This is a genomic window from Streptomyces sp. NPDC058246, assembly GCF_042881985.1.
GTDB lineage: Bacteria > Actinomycetota > Actinomycetes > Streptomycetales > Streptomycetaceae > Streptomyces.
This window is the reverse complement of sequence record NZ_JBHVWZ010000005.1, coordinates 41,849-66,608: the sequence shown is the minus strand read 5'-3', so window position 1 is coordinate 66,608 and position 24,760 is coordinate 41,849. Positions and strand designations below refer to the sequence as shown.

The 24,760-nt window shown below is 69.7% G+C and carries 19 protein-coding genes; 10 read left to right on the top strand and 9 right to left on the bottom strand.

What is annotated here, in order from left to right:
* Positions 1 to 57: 57 nt before the first annotated feature.
* Positions 58 to 1,347 carry an SAV2148 family HEPN domain-containing protein gene (locus tag ACFVXA_RS09410; RefSeq protein ID WP_362017449.1) on the top strand — a complete coding sequence of 430 codons (1,290 nt, stop codon included), beginning with the start codon at positions 58 to 60 and terminating at the stop codon, positions 1,345 to 1,347.
* A gap of 105 nt (positions 1,348 to 1,452) precedes the next feature.
* A complete protein-coding gene (locus ACFVXA_RS09405) occupies positions 1,453 to 2,175 on the top strand; it encodes a 3'-5' exonuclease (protein WP_383738158.1) in 723 nt (240 codons plus the stop codon).
* A gap of 49 nt (positions 2,176 to 2,224) precedes the next feature.
* Here ACFVXA_RS09405 and ACFVXA_RS09400 read toward each other — a convergent pair whose 3' ends face one another.
* Positions 2,225 to 3,088, bottom strand: a complete 864-nt coding sequence (locus ACFVXA_RS09400; RefSeq protein WP_383738155.1) for a phosphotransferase enzyme family protein — start codon at positions 3,086 to 3,088, stop codon at positions 2,225 to 2,227.
* 233 nt (positions 3,089 to 3,321) lie between these two features.
* On the opposite strand from ACFVXA_RS09400, the gene ACFVXA_RS09395 reads away from it, so the two are divergent.
* The 4 genes from ACFVXA_RS09395 (at position 3,322) to mgt (ending at position 8,257) form a co-directional block, all read left to right on the top strand.
* Positions 3,322 to 4,260 (top strand): carbohydrate ABC transporter permease, encoded by a 939-nt coding sequence (locus ACFVXA_RS09395; RefSeq protein WP_383738154.1) that lies wholly within the window; start codon positions 3,322 to 3,324, stop codon positions 4,258 to 4,260.
* Positions 4,257 to 5,090 carry a carbohydrate ABC transporter permease gene (locus ACFVXA_RS09390; protein WP_390024489.1) on the top strand — a complete coding sequence of 278 codons (834 nt, stop codon included), beginning with the start codon at positions 4,257 to 4,259 and terminating at the stop codon, positions 5,088 to 5,090. Before ACFVXA_RS09395 ends, ACFVXA_RS09390 begins: the two co-directional genes overlap by 4 nt.
* Positions 5,091 to 5,179: 89 nt before the next feature.
* Positions 5,180 to 6,463, top strand: coding sequence for an ABC transporter substrate-binding protein (locus ACFVXA_RS09385; protein WP_390024644.1), 1,284 nt, complete (start codon positions 5,180 to 5,182; stop codon positions 6,461 to 6,463).
* Between the two features lie 594 nt (positions 6,464 to 7,057).
* Positions 7,058 to 8,257 carry a macrolide-inactivating glycosyltransferase gene (gene mgt, locus ACFVXA_RS09380; protein WP_390024487.1) on the top strand — a complete coding sequence of 400 codons (1,200 nt, stop codon included), beginning with the start codon at positions 7,058 to 7,060 and terminating at the stop codon, positions 8,255 to 8,257.
* 264 nt (positions 8,258 to 8,521) lie between these two features.
* On the opposite strand, the gene ACFVXA_RS09375 is transcribed toward mgt, so the two are convergent.
* A complete protein-coding gene (locus ACFVXA_RS09375; RefSeq protein ID WP_362017461.1) occupies positions 8,522 to 10,795 on the bottom strand; it encodes an MMPL family transporter in 2,274 nt (757 codons plus the stop codon).
* Positions 10,796 to 11,192: 397 nt separating this feature from the next.
* On the opposite strand from ACFVXA_RS09375, the gene ACFVXA_RS09370 reads away from it, so the two are divergent.
* From ACFVXA_RS09370 to ACFVXA_RS09355, 4 genes are all read left to right on the top strand, one after another.
* Positions 11,193 to 11,741, top strand: coding sequence for a DUF1697 domain-containing protein (locus ACFVXA_RS09370; RefSeq protein ID WP_362017463.1), 549 nt, complete (start codon positions 11,193 to 11,195; stop codon positions 11,739 to 11,741).
* A gap of 204 nt (positions 11,742 to 11,945) precedes the next feature.
* Positions 11,946 to 12,983, top strand: coding sequence for a ketopantoate reductase family protein (locus ACFVXA_RS09365; protein WP_390024485.1), 1,038 nt, complete (start codon positions 11,946 to 11,948; stop codon positions 12,981 to 12,983).
* A 101-nt stretch (positions 12,984 to 13,084) separates the two neighbouring features.
* On the top strand, positions 13,085 to 13,684 hold the full coding sequence (locus ACFVXA_RS09360; RefSeq protein ID WP_362017467.1) for a TIGR03086 family metal-binding protein: 600 nt from the start codon (positions 13,085 to 13,087) through the stop codon (positions 13,682 to 13,684).
* 55 nt (positions 13,685 to 13,739) lie between these two features.
* Complete coding sequence (locus ACFVXA_RS09355; protein WP_390024483.1) at positions 13,740 to 14,459, top strand: DsbA family protein; 720 nt, start codon at positions 13,740 to 13,742, stop codon at positions 14,457 to 14,459.
* 194 nt (positions 14,460 to 14,653) lie between these two features.
* Here the strand turns inward: ACFVXA_RS09355 and ACFVXA_RS09350 are convergent, their stop codons facing one another.
* The 7 genes from ACFVXA_RS09350 to ACFVXA_RS09320 all read right to left on the bottom strand — a co-directional run bounded on the left by ACFVXA_RS09350 (position 14,654) and on the right by ACFVXA_RS09320 (position 24,760).
* Positions 14,654 to 15,451 (bottom strand): hypothetical protein, encoded by a 798-nt coding sequence (locus ACFVXA_RS09350; protein ID WP_362017471.1) that lies wholly within the window; start codon positions 15,449 to 15,451, stop codon positions 14,654 to 14,656.
* Positions 15,448 to 19,434, bottom strand: a complete 3,987-nt coding sequence (locus tag ACFVXA_RS09345) for a hypothetical protein (RefSeq protein WP_390024481.1) — start codon at positions 19,432 to 19,434, stop codon at positions 15,448 to 15,450. The genes ACFVXA_RS09350 and ACFVXA_RS09345 overlap by 4 nt, the downstream gene beginning before the upstream one ends.
* A 112-nt stretch (positions 19,435 to 19,546) precedes the next feature.
* Entirely contained in the window at positions 19,547 to 20,296 is a 750-nt protein-coding gene (locus ACFVXA_RS09340) for a sirohydrochlorin chelatase (RefSeq protein ID WP_383738132.1), read from the bottom strand.
* A gap of 7 nt (positions 20,297 to 20,303) precedes the next feature.
* Entirely contained in the window at positions 20,304 to 21,206 is a 903-nt protein-coding gene (locus tag ACFVXA_RS09335; RefSeq protein WP_383738130.1) for an ABC transporter permease, read from the bottom strand.
* A complete protein-coding gene (locus ACFVXA_RS09330; protein ID WP_362017479.1) occupies positions 21,193 to 21,981 on the bottom strand; it encodes an ABC transporter ATP-binding protein in 789 nt (262 codons plus the stop codon). Before ACFVXA_RS09330 ends, ACFVXA_RS09335 begins: the two co-directional genes overlap by 14 nt.
* Before the next feature lie 36 nt (positions 21,982 to 22,017).
* On the bottom strand, positions 22,018 to 23,136 hold the full coding sequence (locus ACFVXA_RS09325) for an aliphatic sulfonate ABC transporter substrate-binding protein (RefSeq protein ID WP_362017481.1): 1,119 nt from the start codon (positions 23,134 to 23,136) through the stop codon (positions 22,018 to 22,020).
* 268 nt (positions 23,137 to 23,404) lie between these two features.
* Entirely contained in the window at positions 23,405 to 24,760 is a 1,356-nt protein-coding gene (locus ACFVXA_RS09320) for a sulfate adenylyltransferase subunit 1 (protein WP_384397394.1), read from the bottom strand.

Below are 24,760 nucleotides of genomic sequence, written 5' to 3'. Positions count from 1 at the left end.
CCTGTCCATCGGGCTGCACCGTCCACCGCTCCCGGAGTACCCTTCCTTGATCGTTGAATGGGGCCTGGCCCCTGGGGAGAGCTCGGGGGAGCGGAAGGCGGTGCGCGGGTGGGCTCGGGAGGGCTGGAGTTGCCTCCTGGTGACGAGGGTCACGAGGGGAACTCCACAGATGTCCCACCCGGCGCGGTGTCCCTGGCACGGCCGATGGAAATGGGATCCATTGGACCGGAACTGGACTGGGGCGCCGACGCCTGGCGCGAGGTGCGTACGCGCGCTCAGCGAGCCGGGCGTGCCTACATCTGGCTGAACCTGGTCGAACAGCGGCTGCGCGCGGTCGTGGCCGCTGTTCTCCGTCCCATCTACGAACCCGTCCACGGCGACGAATGGGTGGTCGCCGCGGCCGGACCCGCCGGACAGGAGTGGGTGCAGCGCGCGGTCGCCGTACGCGAAGTCAGCCGCCGCAAGGGGTACTTGCTCGACCCGGCCGACGACAACGTGCTCAGTTTCCTCACGCTGCCGCAGCTGCGTGAGCTGATGGTGCAGCACTGGCCGTGCTTCGAGCCCTACTTCGACGAGCGCCGGGACGTCGAACTCGCCCTGGACGAACTGGAAGTCACCCGGAACGTGGTCTCCCGCAACCGGGCGCTGTCCGAGGCGGTCCTGAACCAGGCCGAGCGGGCCGCGGCGAAGCTCCTGGAGATACTCGGCGCCGGCAGTGACGTGCCCTCCGCGCGCCGGCTGCCCGTCGACGCCGTGGAGGACCTCGTCGGCGACCGGTACGCGGATGTGGTCGGCGTGCACTCGGACCGGGTGCGGCTGCTGCGCCAGTTCCCCGCCGAGGACCTCTTCGGCGGCGCCCGCCGCCTCGACGCCATCGGTATCGGCCTGAACCTGCTGGTGCAGAACTTCTCCGGACGGCGGCTCGTCCGCCTCGCCGAGTCCGGCTGCCGGGTGCGGCTGCTGTTCCTGAACCCCGCGTCCAGCGCGGTGAAGCGGCGGGAGCGGGAACTCGGCATCAAGCGAGGAGAGTTGAGCCGCGCCGTCGAGATGAACATCCTGCACATGCGCCGGGTGCGGTCCAAGCTGCGTGACCCCGGCGCCTTCGAGATCCAGGTCTTCGACGAGACGCCCCGCTTCACCGCCTACCTGGTGGACGGCGACGGCTCGGACGGCGTCGCGGTCGTGCAGTCGTATCTGGGCCGTACGCGCGGCATGGAGGCTCCGGTTCTCGTGCTGCGCGGCGGGGGCCGGGTGGTCAAACCGGATGACAAGGATGAAGAGGGCCTTTTCCCGACCTATCGCGAGGAGTTCGAGGTGGCCTGGGCGGATTCGCGCCCGGTGTCCTGAAATGACGACTTCTGGCGGTAAGCGGAACGCGGTCCTCGGATTGTCAGTGGCTCATGGGATCGTGGAGACCACTGGGGGAAAGCACCACGAGGAAGGGGGCCGCCCATGGGCTGGCACCGGGAGCTGCTGATCGGCTTCGACCTGGAGACGACCGGGACCGATCCGCGCGAGGCGCGCATCGTCACGGGGGCCGTGATCGAGGTCAGGGGCGGAGAACCGATAGGGCACCGCGAGTGGCTGGCCGATCCGGGCGTGGAGATCCCGGCGGACGCGGTGGCGGTGCACGGGATCAGCAACGAACGTGCGGCGGCCGAGGGCCGGCCCGCCGACCAGGTCGCCGACGCGATCGCGGACGTCCTCGTCGGTTACTGGAAGACGGGCGTCCCGGTCGTCGCCTACAACGCGGCCTTCGACCTGACCCTGCTCTCCGCCGAACTGCGCAGGTACGGACTGCCGTCGCTGCGCCGGCGGCTCGGCGGCGTCGACCCGGCCCCGGTCGTCGACCCCTACACGATCGACCGCTCCGTCGACCGCTACCGCCGCGGCAAGCGGAACCTGGAAGCGGTCTGCACGGAGTACGGCGTGGCGCTGGACTCCGCGCACGACGCCTCGGCCGACGCGCTCGCCGCGGCCCGGCTCGCCGGTGCGATAGCCGAGCGCCATCCGAAGGTCGCGGCCCTCGGCCCGGCGGAGCTGCACCGCCGCCAGATCGAGTGGTACGCGGAATGGGCGGTCGACTTCCAGAGCTTCCTGCGCCGCAAGGGCGACGCGGACGCGGTGGTGGACGGGACATGGCCGCTGCGCGATCTGGCGGACGAGCGGGTCTGAGCTCCCTTCAGGCCGGCCGTCGGATCGGCCTCCCGCTCGGTGAGACCTCTCAGAAGGGGTACCAGCGCACGCTGTCGTCCCCGTCCCGCAGCGACGCCACCCTGCGCTCGAACTCGGCGAGTGCCTTGGGGTTGCTCGGCGCGTGCTGGGCGACCCAGGCGCAACTGGCGGTCTCGCGGGCGCCGCGGAGCACCGAGCAGCCCTCCCACACGCGGACGTCCCAGCCGTATGCCTCGGTGAACGAGTCGTAGGCCTCGGCCGGGAGTCCGTAGCGGTCGCGGGAGAGGGCCATGACCACCAGGTCGTGCTCGCGCAGATCGGCGGAGAAGGTCTCCAGGTCGACCAGGACCGGGCCGTCGGGGCCGACATGGACGTTGCGGGGCAGCGCGTCGCCGTGGATCGGGCCCGGCGGCAGATGCGGCGTGAGCGCCGCGGCGGCGTCCGCGAACCCGTCGCGGCGCGCCCGCAGATACGCCGCGTCCAGGGGGTCGACCGCGTCGCCCGCCAGGCGCAGCCAGCGCTCCACGCCACCCAGCAGCTCGCGGGGCGGCAAGGCGAAGGAGGGGGAGGGAAGTGCGTGCACCACCCGTAGCAGTTCGGCCAAATCCCGCGGCTCGGCGGGCCGTACGGGATCGGGCAACCGGTGCCACACCGTCACCGGGTGTCCCTCCACCAGCAGCGCCTTGGCCTCGGCCGCCCGCACGGCGGGGACGCCCATGTCGGCGAGCCAGGCCGCGATGTCCAGTTCCCGCCGTGCGCGGTCCAGGAGTTCGGCGTCGCGCCCCACCTTGACCACCAGGTCACCGGCGGCGAACACCGCGTTCTCGCCGAGGGCGAGGAGCGTGGCATCCCGCGCCGGCCCCGGCAGCACATCCGCCGCGGCCAGTACGTCCCGCGCCCGTGCCTCGTCCATCCTTCGCCTCCGTGTCCTCACGCGCAGTCCGTGCGGTCCCTCGGGTACGGGTGCGCTGCCCTCGCGCAGCCCCCTCGTACAGCGTCGGGTTCACGCCATCTGTCGGCCAGTGTCGCATTCCCACAGGTCGGGCGGCGTGCGCAGTGTCTTGACGCCGTACACCAGCTTCACGACCATGACGGGGGCCGCCTGGGAGGCCGGACCGCCACGAGCCGCCCAAAGGAGCTGAATCCGTGACATTGGCGACCGCGACGGAGCGGTCATCGAAGGGCGCGCCGCGCACGGCGGGCCGGGACCGTCGTCCCGCCGACCACGGCGCCTGGTTCCTCGTGCTCCCCGCGCTGATCCCGATCCTGGTGCTGAGTGTGGGACCGCTGCTGTACGGGATCGCGCTGGCGTTCACCGACGCGCAGTCGGGACGGACCGAGGCGACGAAGTGGATCGGGGTCCTCAACTTCCAGGACCTGCTGCACGACACGCTGTTCTGGGACTCGTTCCGGATCGGTCTGCTGTGGGCGGTCGGGGTGACCGTGCCGCAGTTCCTGCTCGCGCTCGGTCTCGCCCTGCTGCTCAACCAGGAGCTGCGGTTCCGCTGGCTGGCGCGTGCCCTCGCGATCGTCCCCTGGGCGATGCCCGAAGTCGTCGTCGGCATCATGTGGCGGCTGGTCTACAACCCGGACGCCGGCATCCTCAACGAGACCCTGCGCGACCTCGGCCTCGGCGACGGCCGCGACTGGCTGAGCGGCCTCGGCACCGCCCTGCCCGCGGTGATCGTGGTCGGCGTCTGGGCGGGCATGCCGCAGACCACGGTCGCGCTGCTCGCCGGGCTGCAGAACACCCCGCGCGAACTGCACGAGGCCGCCGCGATGGACGGCGCGAGCGCCTGGCGCCGCTTCCTGACGGTCACCTGGCCGGCCCTCAGACCGATCGCGCTCGCCGTCACGGCGCTGAATTTCATCTGGAACTTCAATTCCTTCGCCCTGGTCTATGTGCTGACCAACGGCGGACCGGGCGGCCGTACCCGGCTGCCCATGCTCTTCGCCTACGAAGAGGCGTTCCGCTACGGGCAGTTCGGCTACGCGGCGGCGATGGGCTGTGTGATGGTCGCGGTGATCTCGGTGATCCTCGCCGTGTATCTGGTGGGCCGGCTGAGGGGAGGCGAGGACGCGTGAAGACCGGCAAAGGCGCCCGAGCGGGCCAGTATCTGGCCCTCCTGGCCTATCTCGTCTTCCTCGCCTTCCCCCTCCTCTGGCTGATCTCCACCGCCTTCAAACCGGCGCGCGAGCTGGCGAGCCTGCACCCGACCTGGATCCCCAAGGACCCCACCCTCGCCAACTTCCGCCAGGCCTTCGACGAGCAGCCGCTGCTGCGCGCCGGGTTCAACTCGCTGATCGCGGCGCTCGGCGCGGCGGTGATCGCCGTACTGATCGCGACCCCGATGGCGTACGTCATGGCGCGGCACCGCACGCTGCCGGCGAAGGTCGCCACCGGGTGGGTCGTGGTCAGCCAGGCGTTCCCCTTCGTGCTGGTGATCATCCCGCTGTTCCTGGTCCTCAAGAACCTCCGGCTGATCGACTCGATGCCCGGACTGATCATGGTGTACGTGGTCTGGGCGCTGCCGTTCGCGCTGTGGATGCTGGTCGGGTATGTCCGGGCGGTGCCCGCCGAGTTGGAGGAAGCCGCCGCGGTGGACGGCGCGGGCCGGGTGCGGACGCTGGTCTCGGTCACGGCGCCGCTGCTCGCGCCGGGCATCGTGGCGACGGCGCTGTTCGCGTTCATCAGCGCGTGGAACGAGTTCTTCTTCGCGCTGGTGCTGCTCAAGACGCCGGAGCAGCAGACGCTGCCGGTCGTCCTCACCCACTTCATCGGAGCGGAGGGCGTCGCGGACCTCGGTCCGCTGGCCGCGGCGGCGTTCCTGGCGACTCTGCCCTCACTGGTCGTCTTCGCCCTCATCCAGAAGCGGATCACGGGTGGCATGCTCGCCGGGGCGGTGAAGAGCTGATGAGGGCGAATCCGACATGGCCGAGCCGTCCGCGGACGGGACTGCCGCACAAGGCACTGATGCGGAAGGCACTGCCGCACAAGGCACTGATGCGGACGAGGATGCTGGTGGTCCTGTCGGTGTTCGGCCTGCTGCTCGCGGGGTGCACGGGGGGCAGCGGTGGCGGACCGGGCGGAGGGATCACCCTCCGGTTCCAGTCGCTCGCCTGGCAGCAGGAGTCCGTCGCCGCCAACAAGGAGCTGGTGAAGGAGTGGAACGCGGCACATCCGGACGTCAAGGTCGAGTACGTCCAGGGGAGTTGGGACAGCGTCCACGACCAACTGCTCACCTCCTTCGAGGGCGGTGAGGCGCCCGACATCATCCACGACGCCTCGGACGACCTCGCGGACTTCGCATACGGCGGCTACCTCGCCGATCTGCGCGGACTGCTGCCCGAGCGGCTCAAGTCCGACATTCCGCAGCGCAGTTGGGAGACGGCGACCTTCGGGGGAGGGATCTACGGCGTGCCGTTCCTCCAGGAACCCCGCGTCCTGATCGCCAACGCCAAGTGGCTGCGGCAGTCAGGCGTACGCATACCGACCCCCGAGAAGCCGTGGACCTGGGACGAGTTCCGGGAGGTCGCGAAGCAACTGAGCGGCCAGGGGAGGTACGGCGTCGCGTGGCCGCTCAAGGAACCCGTCTCCGCGACGCTCAACCTCTCCCTGTCCGCGGGCGGGCAGATGTTCCACCTGGTCGCCGACGGCAAGGTGACGGTCCGTTTCGACGCGGCCGACGAAGTGGTGCCCCGGACGGTGCGCGACGAGGTGAACGCGGACCGGAGCGCATCCGGCACCACGCTCGGCATGGGCGGCTCCGACACGCTTCCCGGCTTCTTCGGCGGCAAGTACGCGATGGTCCCGCTCGGCTTCTCCTATCGCCAGCAGATCGTGCAGCAGGCGCCGAAGGGCTTCGACTGGCAGGTGCTGCCCGCCCCGGCCGGCGCTGACGGACTCACCCAGGGCGTCAGCCCCCAGACCCTGTCCATCGCCGAGGACAGCCCGCACAAGAAGGAGGCCGCCGAGTTCATCGACTTCCTGCTCCGGCCGAAGAACATGGTCCGGCTCGCGCTGGGCGACTGGATGCTGCCCACCGGAACCGAGGCCCTCAAGGACCCCGCCCTGCACACCACCAAGGACGACTGGGCGACCGGCACCGCCCTCGCGGCCCACCTCCGCCCAGCGCCCGCCCAGTCCGTGCGCGGCTACCCGGAGTGGAAGGACAAGGTCGCGACGCCCGCGTTCCAGGAGTACTACAGCGGGGCGATCGGGTTGAGCGAGCTCGGCGCACGCCTGGTGAAGGACGGAAATCTGGTGCTGGCCCGCTATCAGCGCTGAGGAGGTGACGGGATGTGGCTCGTCCGCCTCACCCCCGGGCAGGCACGTCGCCCGCCCGGAAGCCGCAGTTTTCGACGAAGCTCGGAGTGACCCTACGCCGTGTTTGCGCTATGATCGTTCCAGAGCGAACCGCCGGAACTCTCCGCGGTGAGCCTGGCGTTGGTGGTCCAAGGAAAGACGTCCCGCTTCCTGCGGGGAGATGCAGGTGCAAGGCCTGCCCGGCGCTCCAACCCAGCCCCGCCCCCCGGTGTCTCGGGGGGCGGGGCTTGTTCTTGTGTCCGATCCCTAAGCCCCTGCCTCCGGCGATGTCCGGCAGGACCTCCGTGTACTGGGGGTCGGACTCGTCCGGCTCGCGCGCCGCTTTCACGGCCTGCGCACGCAGCCCCAGCCGGGCCTCCGGAAGCTCGCGCACCGAGTCGTCCCGGCCGAGGCGGACCAGCGCCTTCGACATCCGCGGCAGATACGTCGCCGGACTCACCCGCGCGAGTAAGCGGCAGGCGTCCACCTCCTGCCGGGGACTCGCCACGTCAGCACGCCATGACCGCGGACCCAAATAAGTTGGACGAGACGTCTCGTCTCGCTTAGTCTCGCCGCATGACTACCCGACGCGCTCACATCGCCATGTTCTCCATCGCCGCCCACGGGCACGTGAACCCGAGCATCGAAGTGATCCGGGAGCTCGTCGCGCGCGGGCACCGCGTCACGTACGCGATTCCGCCCGCCTTCGCCGAGAAGGTCGCCGAGACCGGGGCGGAGCCGAAGCTGTGGGACTCGACGCTGCCCACCGACGACGACCCGGAGGCCTGGGGGACCGAACTGATCGACAACATCGAGCCGTTCCTGGCGGACGCACTGCAGGCCGAGCCGCAGCTGGCGGCGGCGTACGCGGGCGACGAGCCGGATGTGGTGCTCTACGACATCACCGCGTATCCGGCCCGGGTCCTCGCCCACCGCTGGGGCGTCCCGATCGTGCAGCTCTCCCCGAACCTCGTGGCCTGGGAAGGGTATGACGAGGAGATCGGCAAGCCGATGTTCGAGCCGCTCAAGCGGACCCCGCGCGGCAGGGCGTTCTACGAGACCTTCGGGCGCTGGATCGCCGAGAACGGCATGGACCTGAGCGTCGAGGACTTCATGGGCCGCCCCGACCGCTGTCTCGTCCTGATCCCCAGGGCCCTCCAGCCGAACGCCGATCGCGTCGACGAGAAGCGCAACACGTTCGTAGGCGCCTGTCAGGGCGATCGCGCCGGGCAGGGGGACTGGCAGCGGCCCGCCGACGCCGAGAAGGTGCTGCTCGTGTCGCTGGGCTCCACCTTCACCAAGCAGCCCGCCTTCTACCGTGAGTGCGTCAAGGCCTTCGGCGATCTGCCGGGCTGGCATGTCGTACTCCAGATCGGCCGTCATGTGGACCCGGCCGAGCTGGGCGCGGTCCCGGACAATGTGGAAGTACGGTCCTGGGTACCCCAGTTGGCTGTCTTGCGGCAGGCCGACGCGTTCATCACGCACGCGGGCGCGGGCGGCAGCCAGGAAGGACTGGCCACCGGCACGCCGATGGTCGCCGTACCGCAGGCCGTCGACCAGTTCGGCAACGCCGACATGCTCCAGGCGCTCGGTGTCGCCCGCCACGTACCGATGGAGGAGGCCACCGCCGACACCCTGCGCGAGGCCGTACTCGCGATGGTCGACGATCCCGAGGTGGCGCGCAGGCTGCGCGAGGTCCGGGAACAGATGGCGGGGGAGGGCGGCACCCGACGCGCGGCCGACCTCATCGAGGCGGAGCTGCCTCCAGCGAAGTAGGGCAAGCACCTCTGTGCGCGTGTGCCAAGCCGTCTCCATGCGCGTGTGCCAAGCCGTCTCCAGGCTTGTGGGGCAAGCCGTTCCCATGCGCGCGTGTGCCAAGCCGTCTCCAGGCTTGTGTGCCAAGTCATCTCCATGCGCGCGTGCAGGCGCCTTCAGGCGAGTGGGCCGATCTGCTGCCTCCAGGCGACCAGGGCGAGCTCACCGCGCAAATAGGGCCTGTTGGCCCCCTGGGGGGACCAACAGGCCCTGACACGACGGACGTTACACTCCGGCCCGCTCGCCCTCCAGCGCGGCCGGCGGCGACACGTCCTGCGGTGCCTCGTCGTGCGTGAGGTCCGGCAGGCGGTGCAGCCACTTCGGCAGATACCAGTTGCGCTCGCCGAGCAGTGCCATCACCGCGGGGAGCAGCACACCCCGGATGATCGTCGCGTCGATGAGCACCGCCGCCGCGAGGCCCACGCCCATCTGCTTCATGGACTGCATGGACAGCGTTCCGAAGATGGCGAAGACGGCGACCATGATGACCGCGGCGCTGGTGACGACGCCGGCCGTGGTGACCACTCCGTGCCGGATCGCCTCCTTGGTGCTGCGGCCGCGCAGTCGCGCCTCACGGATTCGCGAGACCACGAACACGTGGTAGTCCATCGAGAGTCCGAAGAGGATCACGAAGAGGAACAGCGGCAGCCAGGTCACGATGGCGCCCACGCCCTCCGCGCCCACCAGCGACGCGCCCCAGCCGTGCTGGAAGACGCCGACCAGGATGCCGTAGGCCGCCGCGACCGAGAGGAGGTTGAGCAGGATCGAGGTGATCGCGATCGTCAGGGAGCGGAACGACAGCAGCATCAGCAGGAAGGCGAAGACGACCACGAACGCGAAGACCGGGGTCACCGAGCCGATCAACTGGTCGTTGAAGTCGTGCGATCCCGCGACCTGTCCGGTGATCGGCGCCTGTACGCCCTCGACCTTGCCCAGCGTGTCGGGACGCACCTTGTCACGCAGCAGCCCCAGGCTCTTCTCCGCCCTGTCCTGGTCGGAACCGCCGACCAGCGGGACGTAGACGAAGGCGACGTTCTCTTCGGCGTGCACCTTGATGTCGACCGGGCCGCGCGTGGCGCCCGAACTGATCGCCTGCGTACGGAAGTCGGCGAGCGCGGACTTCACGTCCGCGGCGTCGATGTCCTTCGCCTTGACGACCACCTCGGCGGGCTCGGAGCCGCCGGGGAAGGCGTCGTTGACCCGGTTGTACGTGCCCACGATCGGCAGCGTGTCGCCGAACTCCTGGTCCAGCGTAAGGTTCTGCGTCTTCATGCCCAGCGCGGGTGCGGCGACGGCCAGCAGCGCGCCCGCCGCGACGACGAGCGAGATCGCGGGCCTCGCGAGCACGACCCGCAGGACGGCACCCCAGAACCGGCTTCCCTGCTCACCCGAAGCCGCCTTGCTCCTACGGCCGTTCTTGCGTCGCTTGTCCGGGTGCAGGAACGGAATACGGCCCTTCTCGACCCGCTCGCCGAGCAGCGAGAGCAGTGCCGGCAGCACCGTCACGGAGCCGACCATGGCGACCGCCACGACCATCAGCGAGGCCAGGCCCATCGCCTCGAACTCGGCGAGTCCGGTGAAGAGCATGCCCGCCATCGCCACGCACACCGTGACGCCGGAGACGATGATGGCGCGGCCACTGGTCGCGGCGGCGATCCGCAGCGCGGCGCCGGCGTCGCGACCCGCCGCACGCTCCTCGCGCTCACGGCGCAGATAGAACAGGCAGTAGTCGACACCGACGGCCAGACCGACCAGCAGCATCACGGAGTTGGCGGTGTCGCTCATCGGCTGCAGATGGCTGACGATGCCCATCAGGCCCATCGTCGCCATGATCGCGGTGATCGCGAGCGCCACCGGGAGCAGCGCCGCGACCAGCGCGCCGAAGGCGATCAGCAGAATGCCGAGGGCCACCGGCACCGCGGAGTACTCGGCCTTCTGGAAGTCGTCGCCGAACGCGTCGGAGAAGGTCTTGTTCATGCTGGCGCCGCCGATCTCCTCGATCCGCAGCCCCGCGTGGTCCTTGCCCACCCCCTCGACGGCGTTCAGGACCGACTCGACACGGTCACCCGCGGTCTCCGAGTCGCCGCGCATGTCGAACTGCACCAGCGCGCTGCGGCCGTCCTTGGAGATCGTCCCGGTGTCGTACGGCGAGGTCACATCGGTGACCTGGCCGGTCGCCCCGACTCCCTTGACGACCTCGGTGACGGCCCGCCGGAACTCGGCGTCCGTGGCCCGGATGTCCTTGCCCTTCGCCTGGATCAGGACGCTCTCACTGGCCGGTTCCTTGATCCCCGCGTCATCGATGATCTTGGCTGCGGTGTGTGTCTCGCCCTTGAGCTGATCGCTCTCCTTGACGTCGACGCGGCCCGCCGCCGAGCCGAGTCCCATCGCCAGCACGACGAACAGCACCCAGATTCCGACGGCCGCCCATCGGTGCCGGGCGCTCCAGCCGCCTGCCCGGGCGGCGATGCCCCGCACCCGTATGTCTCCGTTCCCCATGACGGGCCAGCCCCCTTGTGCGCGGTGACAGCCCCCTGCCGTCACCTTTCGTTATGAAGGTATGGGCCGGATAAGAGCGTCTCCTCGTGCTGCCTGGTGAACCCCCGAGGTCATGAGTCCTCCCCGCGGACCCCAGGGCCTCCGCACTGCGGAGGATGAAAGCCCCTTACACGTAACGGGACTTCTCGGGGATGTGGATCAGGGTGTCCGGTCCGTCCGGCCGGGCCCGCTTTGTTGTTTCGAAGGGTTGTTGATTAAGTCACAGCTCGGTGAAGATGTTGATCTGTGCGGGCCGATCGAGCAGGGTTGCGTGCCAACCGGCCGGTAACTTGCGGTGCGGACCGCGGCCGTCGTGCCCACCCCCCCGGGGCACGGCGGCCGCCTCTAAGGTGTGCGGATGACGACGAGGTACGCGGCTCTGTTGCGCGGGATCAATGTGGGGGGCGCCAAGAAGGTGCCGATGGCCGAACTGCGCACCCTCATGGAGGGGCTCGGATACGGCGACGTCCGCACATATCTGCAGAGCGGCAACGCGGTCTTCTCCGCCGACCACGGCGACGAGGACTCGCTCGCAGCCGAGCTCGCGGGCGCCATCGAGAAGCACTTCGGCTTCACCGTCGGCGTACTGGTGCGCGATCACGCCTATCTGACGGCCGTACGGGAGGCTTGCCCGTTCCCGGCGGCCGAACTGGAGGGCAAGCAGCTGCACGCCACGTACTTCTCAGGGCCCGTCGACGCCGAGCGCTTCGCCTCGGTCGACCCGGCCGCCTTCCTCCCGGAGGAGTTCCGCCTCGGCGACCGCGTCCTGTACCTGTACGCCCCCGACGGCCTCGGACGCTCCAAGCTGGCGGAGGCCCTCTCCAGGCCCAGGCTCCTCAAAGGCGTCACCGCCACCAGCCGCAACTGGAACACCGTCGTCAAGCTCGAGGAGCTGACCGGCTCCTGACGGGCAGGCTGACCTCGCGTACGCCGCCGGGGCAAGGTCAACCGAGCCGAGGCCGCTCCGCCTCCGTCAGGGGCGAGTCCTCGCGGACAGCCCGTAGCCCGCCTGGCCGCGCGCCCGCCGAGCGGAGGCCCAGAGCCGTGTGAGCGGCGGGGAGTTCGCCGGATCCTCGATGGCCGGTGCACCTGTCTGTGCGAGGCTCATGGCATGCGCTACATCATCATCGGAGCAGGAGCGGTCGGCGGCGCCATCGGCGGCCGGCTGGCCGGGGCGGGGCACGAGATCGTGCTGGTCGCACGGGGCGCGCACTACGAGGCGCTGCGCGCGGGCGGGCTGCGCCTCATGACGCCGGACGGGATCCACCCGCACCGGCTGCTCACCGTCGACGGGCCGGAGCCGCTCGGGGAGTTGCGCGCCGACGACGTGCTGGTGCTCGCCGTCAAGACGCAGGACAGCCAGGCGGCCCTGGACGCATGGGGCCCGGCCCCGGTCGCGGGCGGCGGCACGGCCGCCGATCGGCTGCCGCTCGTGTGCGCGCAGAACGGCGTGGAGAGCCAGCGGCTCGCGCTGCGCCGCTTCCGCCGGGTGTACGGCGTCTGCGTCTGGCTGCCCGCGACCTTCGTCGAACCCGGCGTCGTCGCGGCCGCCGGCACCCCGCTCACCGGCATCCTGCACCTCGGCCGTCACCCGCACGGCACGGACGCGACGGTCCGCCGGATCGCCGCCGACCTGGAGAAGTCCTCCTTCGAGGCGCCGGTCGTCCCCGATGTGGCCCGCTGGCAGTACGCCAAACTGCTCGGCAACCTCGCCAACTCCATCGAGGCGGTCAGCGGTGTCCTCACCAGCGAGGTGGGCCGTGCGCTCTACGGGCGCGTCCGCGCGGAGGGCGAGGCCGTGCTCGCCGCCGCCGGAATCCCGTACGTCGACGAGGAGGAGCAGAAGCGGACCCGCGGTGACAAGATCCGCTTCGAGCCCTTCGACGGCTCCGCGCGCGGCGCCGGTTCCTCCTGGCAGTCCCTCGACCGTGGCACCGGCACCATCGAGGCCGACTACCTCAACGGCGAGATCGTGCTCCTGGGCCGACTGTACGGCGTACCGACTCCGCTGAACGAACTGCTCCAACGGCTGGCGAACACGTTCGCACGCGAGCGCAGGGAGGCGGGGTCGCTGCCGGTGGCAGAGCTGGTGCGGCTTGCCGACGAGGCGGTGGCGACGTACGACGAAGCCGCGGAGGCTGCCGAATAGGCCCCGGCCGCGGGTGCCGCACTTGTCCATGCGCCCCCATCGGCGGGGCGGTGTCGCGTTTCTTCAAGAGTCCCGAGCGGGTCGTTCCTACCGTGAGGTGCATGAAGAACGACGACATGCACTCGTACATGACCGAATGCGCCGCCGAGGCGGCGCGTGTCGCGCGCGGTGTCACGGCGGCACAGCTGGCCGGCCCCACCCACTGCCCCGGCTGGGACGTCCGCACCCTCGTCAACCACTGGGTCCTCTACACCTCGCACGGCCTGGAGCACCGGGCGCTGCGCAAGCGGCTCTCCGAGGAGCTGACCGCGCGCGACTTCACGGCCGATCCCGACTGGGCCGAGGCGTACGCCGCTCAGCTCGACCGCGCCGTCGCCGCCTGGGACGACCCGGATGTGTGGGAGGGCGAGGTCGACCTCGGAATGGCGAAGATGCCGGCCGCCGAAATCGCCTCGATGATCGTCAAGGAGATGGCGGTGCACGGCTGGGACGTCGCGACCGCCACCGGTCAGGACTTCCGTGTGTCCAAGGGCGCGGCCCGGTTGGTCCTGGACGTCGTCGACACGCACGGCGAGATCTACCGCCAGTACGACGGATTCGCCGACCCGGTGCCGGTGCCCGACGACGCGCCCGTCTTCGAGCGCGCCCTCGCCCACAGCGGCCGGGATCCGCGCCTGGCTCAGGTGAAATTGGACCGCTGAGACAGGGCGCGATTGGATCGTGTTCCTGTGCCAATGAGTGGCTAGCCTCGGCGGCATGACGAACAAGAGCACGAGCGCGGGTACGGACACGAGCGCGGGCACGGACCTGAGCGAGGGCACGGACGCGAGCGCGTACGCCGACGCGAACGCGAATGGGAACACGGACAGTGAACCCACCCGCATCGACTTCTACTTCGACCCCGCCTGCCCCTTCGCCTGGATCACCTCCCGCTGGCTGCTGGAGGTCGAGCGCGAGCGCCCGCTCGACCTCCGCTTCCATGCGATGAGCCTGTACCTGCACAACATCGGCAACGAACTCCCCGACTGGTACCGAGAGTTGGTCGACAAGTCCATCGGCCCCGTCCGGGTCGCGGTGGCCGCCGCCGAGCGGCACGGCGAGAAGGTGCTGCGCGACCTCTACACGGCCTTCGGCACCCGCATCCACGAGCGCGAGGCGGCGGACTTCGACGCCGTGGTCGTCGACTCCCTCGCGGACCTCGGACTCCCGGCCGAACTGGCCGACGCGGCCCACGACCCCTCGTACGACGAGGCGGTGCGCCGCAGCCACGACGTCGGCAAGGAACGCGACTCCGACGGGTATGTAGGGACACCGACCATCCATGTCGACGGGACGGTGTGGTTCGGCCCCGTGCTGCGGGCCATTCCGCGCGGCGAGAGGGCGGCGCAACTCTTCGACAGTTTCCGCGTCCTCGCCGCGCACCCGGACTTCTTCGAGCTCAAGCGCACCCGGACGGGAGGGCTGTCGTTCGACTGAACGGCGAGCAGCGGCGGCCGCCGGGTCTCCGGGTGGCACAAGGTGACGGTGGCCCCGGCTTCCGGACGGCACCCCCACCCCAAGGTGTCACCGGCACACCGCAGTTGTACGTCGACGAGGTGCACCCCAGCGGGCGCGCGGCGCCGCGCCGGTGGACGTCACACAGCAGTGGACCGAGCCGCGCTACCGCATCGTCATCGCTCGGCGATGGCCTTGGTCACCGCGGGGTGCTTCAGATAGTCGAGCACGCTGTGTGGCCACACGGGCGCGATGCTGATCTCCGGAAGCTCCTCCACGCCCGAGAACACCCGCGCAAGCTCGCCCTTCGGAATGGCCACGAAGTCGCCGACGTCGGCGATGTTGACCCATCGCCGCACGCTCGGGGGCTTCGTGCCCCGGCCCTTTGACGGATCCGGGTCGAGCCGGTGGAAGATCGCGTTCGGTAGCGCCAGCGGAGAGCCCAGCGTCAGCAGCAACTGGACGTCCAGCTCGCCGGCCAGCTCGTGCAGCGTCTCGTAGGCGACCACGCTGCCGAGTGAGTGCGCCACGACCACGTCGGGCCGGTGCCGGATCATGGCCGCCCTCACCCGCTCGCGTACGGCCGCCCGGCCGGTGGCGAAGTACCGCGTCACCTCGGGGAAGAACAGCTTGACGCTCTTCTCGACCAGTGCGGGGCGCTGTGCGGTCCGCTCCGCCACCTGGCCGCAGATCCAGCGCAGCCAGCCCGTGGCCCGGCCCTGGGCGCCCGACGGGTCGATGCCCCAGGCGAGCGCCCACTGCTCGACCAACGTCAGCGCGTCGTCGTCCAGTTCGGCGCTCTGCCGCTCGCTGCGCAGGAGGTCGGCGTAATAGGCCGTTGCCAGGTCGAGGGCCGGCGCCGATGCGCCGAGGGCTCCCAGCCAGTCGGCTCGGAGGCGGGCACTGCCCAGGTGGGGGCTGGTGTCGACGGCCTTGTAGTTGCGGACGCCATGGATGCCGAGCAGGCGCGTCATACCTGGGATTCCTCCAGTTCCGAGGGGCCGCAGCTGTACACGGCGAGGGCGCCGTCGATGGCGACGAAGAGCTTTTCCGGGCCTGCGAATCCAAAGGTGTGAGGCCGCCCCGGCAGCGGAATCCGAGCGATGAGGCGAAGACTCCCGGATTCCCAGACCTTGATCGCACATGCGTCGGAGTGAGATTCCTGCAGAGCCACGGCGAAGAACTTGCTGTCGGAGGAGAAGATCAAGGAGGGACTGCCGCTCGGGTGTCCGCCGGTGTGGATGGTTTCGACACGTGAAGGCGGGACCGAACCGGTGCGGATGACCTGGAGGACGTCGTCGTAGTCCACCGCCACCAACATCTGGCTGTCCGGGGAGAAGATGAAATCGGGGCGGCTCGTGCCCTTTCGCAGAGTGACGGGTTCGATTTCATCACCCGTGGCGGTGTCACGAAGCGTCAATTGCTGCTTGTTGTTGTCGAAGGCCGCGATGAAGCGGCCGTCGGGCGAGGCGTCGGCGTTGCTGGAGTCGAACTGTGTCAACTGAGGGGTGTCCCTCTTCTCGGTGACCCCCTTCCACAGACGCAGACGGCCTTCCCCGTCACCGGTCACCAACATGGACGTGGGGGAAGGATGGAAGGCGACTCCCGTGGTGTAGGTGCCACGCTCGATGAGACGGCTCACGACGCGTCCCGAGGCGACATCGAGGACGATGAGCGACGCCCAATGCCCGACGGCGAGCAGCGAACCGTCCACCGAAAAGGCCAGATCCAGACCGCCCTCGGAGGGCAGTTGCACGCGCCACACCTCTTCGAGGGTCTCCGCCGACCGCAGTGAGACACCGGATTCGTGCAGCGAGGCGAGGAGACGGCCGTCGGCGGAGAAGGAGACGGACGTGGTCCTCTCTTCGCTCACGGGAATCCGCTCCCAGCCATCCCGCTTCCACAACGTCACTCCTTTGACGCCGCCCAGGGCCAGCAGACGCCCGTCAGAGCTGAACACCACGCTTCTGGTGTCCTCACTCTGCTTCAGCCGTGCTGTCTCGACGGGCTGGTCACCGGTGATGTCCCAGACGGAAGCACCCAGCTCTTCGCCGCCCACCGCGAGCTGGCGACTGTCGGGGGAGAAGGCCAGAGACTGAACCCTTCCGGTCTGGCAGCGCCAGGGCTTCCCGAGCAGGACACGGTTCTGTACATCCCAGAGCTGGATATTGCGTGTCCAGGTGTTGCTGGCGAAGGCGAGCAGACGCCCGTCCGGGGAGAAGGCCACATCCCTGATCCAGGGGCCGATGGAGCTGCCCAGCAGCGGTGTGACCTGCTGCCAGGTCTCGGTCTCGACGACCTGCACACCACGAGATGTGGCGGCGGCGAGGAGACCGCCGTCCGGGGAGAAGGCGACGCGGTTCACGGAGGGGCTCGCGCTCTCGATGAAGCGGGCGCTGGAGTCCACTTGGCCACCTGCCGCCCACAGGAACGTATGAGCCACTTCCTCCGGCTGGAAGGCGACCTCCCGTGCGATACGGGCGAAGAGCCGACGGTGTTCGCGAAGGCCCAGCCGATCCGCGTCGAAGGCGAACACCGATGCGCGGTCGGAGGCGTTTCTGAGTTTCCCGTGCGCCAGCCAAGAGGCGCTCAGCAGGCGAAGGTACGCGGCGGCCTGCTCGGACCGGGTCAGATCGATCGCGCGGTGATCCTGCCGCGGATCGAAGCGGACAAGGAAGTACGGATCGGTGAGCAGGGCTTCGGCGATCTCTGCGGAGTCACTTGCCATGACATGCCCCAGCGCGTGCTGGAGCACATAGGGCTCTGCGGACAGCCAGCGATCAGCCGGCTCGGCGGAGTCGGCCATGAAGGGGCCCAGGATCTCGGCCAGCAACTTCCGTTCGAGGTCCAGGTCCTGAGCGTCGTCCAACGGGTCCCGGCTCACCGGGTGGTCACGGAGGTAGTCCGCCAAGCCCTGCTGGAAGACTCGGTACAGAGATTTGCTCTCGGCGTCCACTCCGGTGCGCAGGAAGGGCGAGGCCTCCCTGAGAGTGTCCTGGAACTGCTTGTCGGTGATGCCGTCGGCGCCGAGGGTCTTGAGGCAGCGCCGTAGCGTCGTACGCGGCATTCCGTCGCCCTTGGACCGGGCCAGGATCGCGAGGACCGCGCGCAGGGCGGGAAACTCCTCGCTGCGCGCGCTCAGCACCGCCTCCAACAGTTCCGGCAGGTCCGCCGACGCACAGCGTGAGGCCGCTTCGGCATTGGCCTGGTGCAGTGGCGGATACTTCAGAGTCATCAAGTAGTGGGCGTACAACCCCGCGAGCAGAAAAGGGCCCCACAGGCTGCTCGGTCGCAGCTGCCGGACGATGCCTTGAGCCCCTCGTTTCGCCAGGAAGCCGACGAACTCCGAGGCGGGCCCCGTGGCGTAGGGTTCGTCGGTGACCAACAACCGCGCTATGTAGCGACACACGTCCTCCTCGACCGCGAGGGGATCGGCGGTGTCCAGATCGATGCCGCAGACGCTGATCTCCGCCATTTCCTCGCTGGCGTACAGTGCGTCCACCACCTCGTGCCGACCGCCGAGGAGGATTCGGCAAGGTGCCGCGGCCTCGCCGCGGTGCTCTCTCGGCGCGATGAGATCGGCGACCACCTGCAGCACCGACTGCGGATCGGTGCTCTCGTCCACCGCGTCGATCACGATGAGACGGTTCTTCCGCTCGCGTTCGAGGGCCGTCCGCAGGAGGTCGGCGGTCCATCGCACGGGGTCGGCTCGGCCCGTCACCGCCGGGGAGGTCGTGTCGTGCTCGTCGAGGGCGTCCTCGTCGTCGTCGTGGGGCAGCGTCAGCCCCGCCATGCCGGCGACGGTGTCGATCACCTGCTGCGCCGACCGCTGGCGAGCGTGCAGGGCGACGACATCCGGGACTTCCGGCAGCTCATGACCGGCGTGCTCCCACAGTTCGCGGAACTGTTGGCGCAGGTCCGGATCAGCGGCGCACACGATGACGCCCAGCAGCCCCGACTTTCCGGCACCGGCGGCGCCGGTCACGGTCAGCAGAGGGCCGGTGCCTGCCTGCCACGTCATGTAGCGCTTCAGCTCAGCGGCACGGCCCGAGAAGAAGCTCCTTCGGCCGTCGGCGGAGACGAGGCCCCGCCCGGAGGCGCGGTCGAGGAAGTAGAGCGCGTCGTGGATCTCCTCGCCCGCCGCGATCCGGGTACCCAGGTCCTTGCGCAGATCCTCCTCGCCGGGCACGTAGCCCAAGGAGCGGCGCTGCATCCGGATCTGCTCGGGCGTGAGCCCGGCCCTCTTGGGGTTCGGCAGGAACGGCCAGTCACCGTCGCCCTGTTCCACGCTGAACCCGAGCGACATGCGCCGGGCGCTGTCGCTCTTGACCACTCGGATCAGTTCCCGGACGAACTGTTTGAACTTGATGGCTTCTTCGTCGAGTGAGAAGTCGTAGGTCCTCAAGCGGTCCAGCGCCGTGGCGATCCAGCCGGTGAACCGGCCTCGCTCCGTCGGAGAACTGCTGGTCGACGCGCCGAGCAACCAGACACCGCGCTCGCCGTCGAGTTCGGAGAGCGGCTGTCGTCCGGTCGCCGTGCCCGCCGCGCACGTGTCCACCAGGAAGACCACACGCTGCCGGTTGCCCGCACGCTCGATCTCCTGCTGTGCCTTCTCGACCCACCGGTCCACGTCGACCTCGCGGCTGTCACGGGCCACGAAGGAGAGTCTGCCGCTACGGTCCGCTCGGCCGTGCCCGATGAGATGGACGACGACGACATCGGCGGGCTTGCGCTCCTCGACGAGTCGGCTGCGTAACAGGGCTTCGATCTCTCCCTCCGTCTGATCCAGCGAGGGTTCGACCACGGCTCCCAGCCGCTCGAAAGCCTGCCGGAACTTCTCCATCCGAGACGGGACGAAGCCGAGTTCCTCCACGTCGGCACCGTCGTCGAAGCTCCCCACTCCGATCGACAGAACGAAGACGCTGTGGGCGTCACGACGGTCCGCTGATCTCTCCAACAGGTCCCCCGCACACATCAGTTGACCCGACGCCGGAACTGCCGACCCGGCGCGGTCCCCCGACGCTACCCGATCGTGGCGCCCACCAGGACGCGTCTCGTCAGTTCTGGACCTAGGCCCCGACCGCCGACAGCATCGGTGCGCGTGCCTCGTCGTAGCGTTCCAGCAGGAGCCGGGCGACCTCCGGGGCCGGGCCCAGGACGTCGGCCAGGACGTCCGCGTCGGCGGCTCCCCGCGCTATGCGGTCCGGGAGGAAGCCGGGGGCCAGGACGTAGGGGGCGACGGCGACGCGTTCGCAGCCGAGGGCGCGGAGTTCGCGTACCGCGTCCTCGGTGCGGGGGAGGGATGCGGAGGCGAACGCAGGTCGCACGGCGCACCAACCGGTGTGCCGCCACTCCCGCGCGATGTCTGCGATCACTGCGATCGCCTCCGGGTCGGTGGACCCCGCCGAGGCCAGTACGACCCCGGTCGAGGACTTGTCGGCGGGGGTCAGCCCCGCCTCGTACAGACGACGTTCCAGGGCGGCGGTGAGGAGCGGGGCCGGGCCCAGCACCTCAGCCTGGCGGATGCGCAGCCGCGAGGGCGCCTCGCGGAGCACCGCCGGGATGTCCGCCTTGGCGTGGAAGGCGCGGGTCAGCAGGAGCGGGAGGGCCACCACGTCGCGTACGCCCTCCGCGGCCAGGGACTCCAGCACGCCCTGCACCGAGGGGATGTTGAAGTCCAGGAAGCCGGTCTCCACGCGCAGGCCGGGGCGCCGCGCCCGTACCCGTCGTACGAGCGCGTGCACCGTCGCGGCATGACGCGGATCGCGGCTGCCGTGGGCTATGACGACGAGGACGGGGCGGACCGGCTGATGGCGCATGACTGGCTCAGCTCTTCACGAGGAGTCCGCGGCTGCGCAGCACCCACCGCTCCAGCGGGCTGAAGATGAGCAGGTCGATGGCGATACCGACGAACAGGATGAGGAAGATGGCGAGGAAGACCATCGACATGGAGCTGGCGTTGCGGCCGTTCTCCAGCAGCTGGCCGAGGCCCACGCCCAGGTCGGGGGATGAGGCGATGATCTCCGCGGCCATCAGGGAACGCCAGGAGAACGCCCAGCCCTGCTTCAGACCTGCCAGGTAGCCGGGCAGCGCGGCCGGCATCACGATGTGCCAGGTTCCGCGCAGGCCGGTCGCGCCCATCGTGCGGCCCGCCCGCAGGAACAGCGGCGGCACCTGGTCGACGCCCGACACCAGGCCGTTGGCGATCGACGGGACGGCGCCGAGCAGGATCACCGCGTACATCATCGAGTTGTCCAGGCCCAGCCAGATCACGGCCGGCGGCACCCAGGCCACGGAGGGCAGGGACTGCAGGCCGGAGAGGATCGGGCCGATCGCGGCGCGGACGAACTTCACGCGGGCCACCAGCAGACCCAGCGGGGTGCCGATCACCAGGGCGAACAGGAAGCCGAGCAGACCGCGCGAGACGCTGGTCCAGATGTAGTCGAGCAGCGTGCCCTGCAGCCAGGCGTTCTTGACCTCGCCCCACACGTCGGACGGCGAGGGCAGCTTGGTCGGGTCGTCGACGACCTTGAAGGAGATCAGCGCCTGCCAGACCACCAGCACCACCGCGAAGGCGATGACCGGCGGCAGCACCTTCTCCTTGAAGGTCACGCCGAAGGAGCGGCGGCCGGTGGCGGAGACCTCCAGGGCGTCCAGGCCCGCCTCGAGGCCGCCCGGCGCGTACGTGTCCTTGACGGCCGCGTCGGCCTTCGTCTCAGTGCTGGCCATGGCGGCGGATCTCCCCACGCAGTTCTTCGGTGATCTCGATGGACAGTTCCGCCACAGGGGCGTCCTCGATACGGCGCGGCTGCGGAATGTCCACCGTCCACTCCCGCGCGATCCGCCCGGGACGGGAGGACAGCAGGACCACCCGCTCGGCCAGCCGCACCGCCTCGCGCACGTTGTGCGTGACGAAGAGGACCGACAGGCCCGTCTCGCTCCAGATCCGGGTCAGCTCGTCGTGCAGCATGTCCCGGGTGATCGCGTCCAGCGCCGCGAACGGCTCGTCCATCAGCAGGATCTGGCTGTCCTGCGCGAGCGCGCGGGCCATGGCCACCCGCTGGCGCATACCGCCCGACAGTTCGTGCACCCGCTTGCCGTACGCGCCCTGCAGCCGTACGAGTTCGAGCAGCTCCTCGGCCTTGCCGCGCCGCTCGGCCTTGGCGACTCCCTGGAGCCTCAAGGCGAGTTCGATGTTCTTGCCCGCGGTCAGCCACGGGAAGAGGGCGTGCTCCTGGAACATCAGGGCGGGGCGCCCGTGGGTCGTGATGCTGCCGGCGGAGGGCTCGTCGAGCCCCGCCACCAGATTCAGCAGCGTCGACTTGCCGCAGCCCGAGGCCCCCAGGAGGGTGACGAACTCGCCCGGAGCGACATCGAGGGTGATGTCGTCGAGGACGAGCTGCTGCCCGGCGGGACCTGCGAAGGACTTCGAGACATGCTCGATACGCGCGGCGTACTCGACCGACGTCGGGGCGTCGGCGGCCTTGGCGAGGGTCGTGGCCATGGTCGTCACCTCCTGGGAACTCATCGGGATCAGGCCTTACTTGACGCCGAGACCGGCGTCGTCGACCGTGCTCTCGCCCGCGGCCTTGAGGACCTTGTTCAGGAGCGTGAGGTCGTAGATGCCCGTCAGGCTGGGCTTGTCCAGCAGACCCGCCTTCACCGCGTGCTCCGCCTCGGTGTTGAGGGTGGAGGCCAGCGGGTCATTGGTGATCTGGATGGACTTCCAGGCCGGGTCGAGGACATCGGCCGGGAGCGCCTTGCCGGAGTCCGCCTCCAGCTGCTTGTTCGCCGCGGCCTTCGCCTCGTCGGGGTTGGCGTTGATCCACTTGTTGGTGTCGACGGAGGCCTTCAGCACGGCCTCGACGGCCTTCGGGTGCGCCTTCAGGAAGCTCTGCGACACGATGATGTTCGTGATCACGAACTTCTTGTCGGGCCACAGCGAGGACTCGTCCAGCAGCACCTTGCCGCCCTCGGCGACCAGCTTGGACGCGGTCGGCTCCGGCACCCAGGCGCCGTCGATGGAGCCGGACTTGTAGGCGTCCGGGGTGATCTTGTTGTCCGTGCGGACGACCGAGACGTCGCCCTTGCCGCTCTGCGCGTCGACCTTCCAGCCCTGGTCCGCGATCCAGTTGAGGAACGCGACGTCCTGCGTGTTGCCCAGCTGCGGGGTCGCGATCTTCTTGCCCTTGACGTCCTTCAGGGACTTGATCTTCTTCGGGTTGACGACGAGCTTCACACCGCCGGACGCCGAACCGCCGATGATGCGCAGGTTCTTGCCGGCCGACTTGGTGTAGCCGTTGATGGCGGGGGAGGGGCCGATCCAGCCGATGTCGATGGAGCCCGAGTTGAGGGCCTCGATCTCGGAGGGGCCGGCGTTGAAGGTCTGGTACTTCGCCTCGGTGGCGCCGAGCTCCTTCTGGAAGAAGCCCTTCTGGTTGCCGACGAGCGCGGTGGCGTGGGTCAGGTTGCCGAAGTAGCCGATCTTCACGGAGTCGAGACCGTCGATCTTCTTCGACCCGGCGGCGACCTTCGCCTTGGTGTCGTCCTTCGCGTCGGAGCCGTAGCTGCAGGCGGCGAGGGCGAGGAGGGGGAGAGCGGTGGCGACGGCGAGGCCGCGGCGGAGAAGGGTGGAGTGTGTTGAGCGGATGGCAGGCACGGGAGGTTTTCCTCTCGTTGGCCCGGCGGTCACGTTTTCAGTCGTGGCCGGGAAGGTCGACAGGTCTTCGTCTCTTCCGGGGCGGGGGTACCGCCCTGTTCGAGCGAAGCCGAGAACGTGGGGGAGGGTGGGGGGACGGGGCGCGCAAGCGGTGCGCGTACGTCAACGCGCACATCGCGACACTCCGCCCTGCCCGCTGCCGAGGAAGCCGCTGCCTACGCGGCCGCCCTCCTTCGCGAACGTGGAGTAGAAGTCGGTGGAGTTCATGTCAGAAGTCCCACCCGTCGTCGTCGCCCTCGTCCTTGACCGGCTCCGGCGCCGCGAACGACTCGCCGACCATGCCCGCGGTGAGCGTGGTGCCGTCGGCCGGGTCGATCAGGATGAATGCGCCGGTGCGGCGGGAATCGGCGTACGAGTCGAGCGGCAGCGGCTCGGCGGTACGGATCTTCACCCGGCCGATGTCGTTGGCGACCAGCTGCCCCGGGTGCGGGTGCAGGGAGAGGTCGTCGAGGGTCAGCCGGGAGGGGATGTCCTTGACGATCGCCTTGACCGTGCGGGTGCCGTGCTTGAGCAGCACGCGGTGGCCGATGGTCAGCGGCTGGTCGGCGACGTGGCAGACGGTCGCCTCGACGTCCTGCGTGGTCGGCGGCGCGTCCTTGCTCGGCACGATCAGGTCGCCGCGCGAGATGTCGATGTCGTCCTCGAGCAGGAGGGTCACCGACTGCGGGGTCCACGCCACGTCGACCGGCGTGCCCAGCAGGTCGATCCCGGCGATCTTCGACGTACGGCCGGAGGGCAGCACCGTGACGGGGGAGCCGACGCGGAAGGTACCGGCCGCGATCTGGCCCGCGTAGCCCCGGTAGTCGGGGTGTTCGGCGGTCTGCGGGCGGATCACGTACTGCACGGGAAGGCGGGCGTGGCAGTGCGCCAGGTCGTGGCTGACCGGCACGGTCTCCAGGTGTTCCAGGACGGTGGGGCCGCCGTACCAGTCCATGTGCGCGGAGGGTTCCACCACGTTGTCTCCGGCGAGTGCGGAGATGGGGATGGCGGTGATCTCGGGGACGCCCAGCTCGGAGGCGTACGCCGTGAACTCCTCGGCGATCGCCGCGAAGACGGACTCCTGGTAGTCGACGAGGTCCATCTTGTTGACCGCGAGGACGACGTGCGGGACGCGCAGGAGTGCGGCGACGGCGGCGTGCCGGCGGGTCTGCTCGATGACGCCGTTGCGGGCGTCGACGAGGACCACGGCCAGGTCGGCGGTGGAGGCGCCGGTGACCATGTTGCGGGTGTACTGCACATGGCCGGGGGTGTCGGCGAGGATGAAGCGGCGGCGGGGCGTGGCGAAGTAGCGGTAGGCGACGTCGATGGTGATGCCCTGCTCGCGTTCGGCGCGCAGGCCGTCGGTGAGCAGCGCCAGGTCCGGGGTGTCCTGGCCGCGGCTGGCGGACACCCGCTCGACGGCTTCCAGCTGGTCGGTGAGGACCGACTTGGAGTCGTGCAGCAGGCGGCCCACGAGGGTGGACTTGCCGTCGTCGACGGAGCCCGCGGTGGCGAAGCGCAGCAGCGTGGTCGCCGACAACTGCTCGACCGACAAAGGCTCGACGGGTTCGGTGGTGCTGGTCAT

Coding starts and splice junctions, on each gene's coding strand:
- ACFVXA_RS09410 (WP_362017449.1), top strand. CDS start 58: ATGGGGCCTGGCCCCTGGGGAGAGCTCGGGGGAGCGGAAGGCGGTGCG.
- ACFVXA_RS09405 (WP_383738158.1), top strand. CDS start 1,453: ATGGGCTGGCACCGGGAGCTGCTGATCGGCTTCGACCTGGAGACGACC.
- ACFVXA_RS09400 (WP_383738155.1), bottom strand. CDS start 3,088: ATGGACGAGGCACGGGCGCGGGACGTACTGGCCGCGGCGGATGTGCTG.
- ACFVXA_RS09385 (WP_390024644.1), top strand. CDS start 5,180: ATGCGGACGAGGATGCTGGTGGTCCTGTCGGTGTTCGGCCTGCTGCTC.
- mgt (WP_390024487.1), top strand. CDS start 7,058: ATGACTACCCGACGCGCTCACATCGCCATGTTCTCCATCGCCGCCCAC.
- ACFVXA_RS09375 (WP_362017461.1), bottom strand. CDS start 10,795: ATGGGGAACGGAGACATACGGGTGCGGGGCATCGCCGCCCGGGCAGGC.
- ACFVXA_RS09370 (WP_362017463.1), top strand. CDS start 11,193: ATGACGACGAGGTACGCGGCTCTGTTGCGCGGGATCAATGTGGGGGGC.
- ACFVXA_RS09365 (WP_390024485.1), top strand. CDS start 11,946: ATGCGCTACATCATCATCGGAGCAGGAGCGGTCGGCGGCGCCATCGGC.
- ACFVXA_RS09360 (WP_362017467.1), top strand. CDS start 13,085: ATGAAGAACGACGACATGCACTCGTACATGACCGAATGCGCCGCCGAG.
- ACFVXA_RS09355 (WP_390024483.1), top strand. CDS start 13,740: ATGACGAACAAGAGCACGAGCGCGGGTACGGACACGAGCGCGGGCACG.
- ACFVXA_RS09350 (WP_362017471.1), bottom strand. CDS start 15,451: ATGACGCGCCTGCTCGGCATCCATGGCGTCCGCAACTACAAGGCCGTC.
- ACFVXA_RS09340 (WP_383738132.1), bottom strand. CDS start 20,296: ATGCGCCATCAGCCGGTCCGCCCCGTCCTCGTCGTCATAGCCCACGGC.
- ACFVXA_RS09335 (WP_383738130.1), bottom strand. CDS start 21,206: ATGGCCAGCACTGAGACGAAGGCCGACGCGGCCGTCAAGGACACGTAC.
- ACFVXA_RS09330 (WP_362017479.1), bottom strand. CDS start 21,981: ATGGCCACGACCCTCGCCAAGGCCGCCGACGCCCCGACGTCGGTCGAG.
- ACFVXA_RS09320 (WP_384397394.1), bottom strand. CDS start 24,760: ATGACCAGCACCACCGAACCCGTCGAGCCTTTGTCGGTCGAGCAGTTG.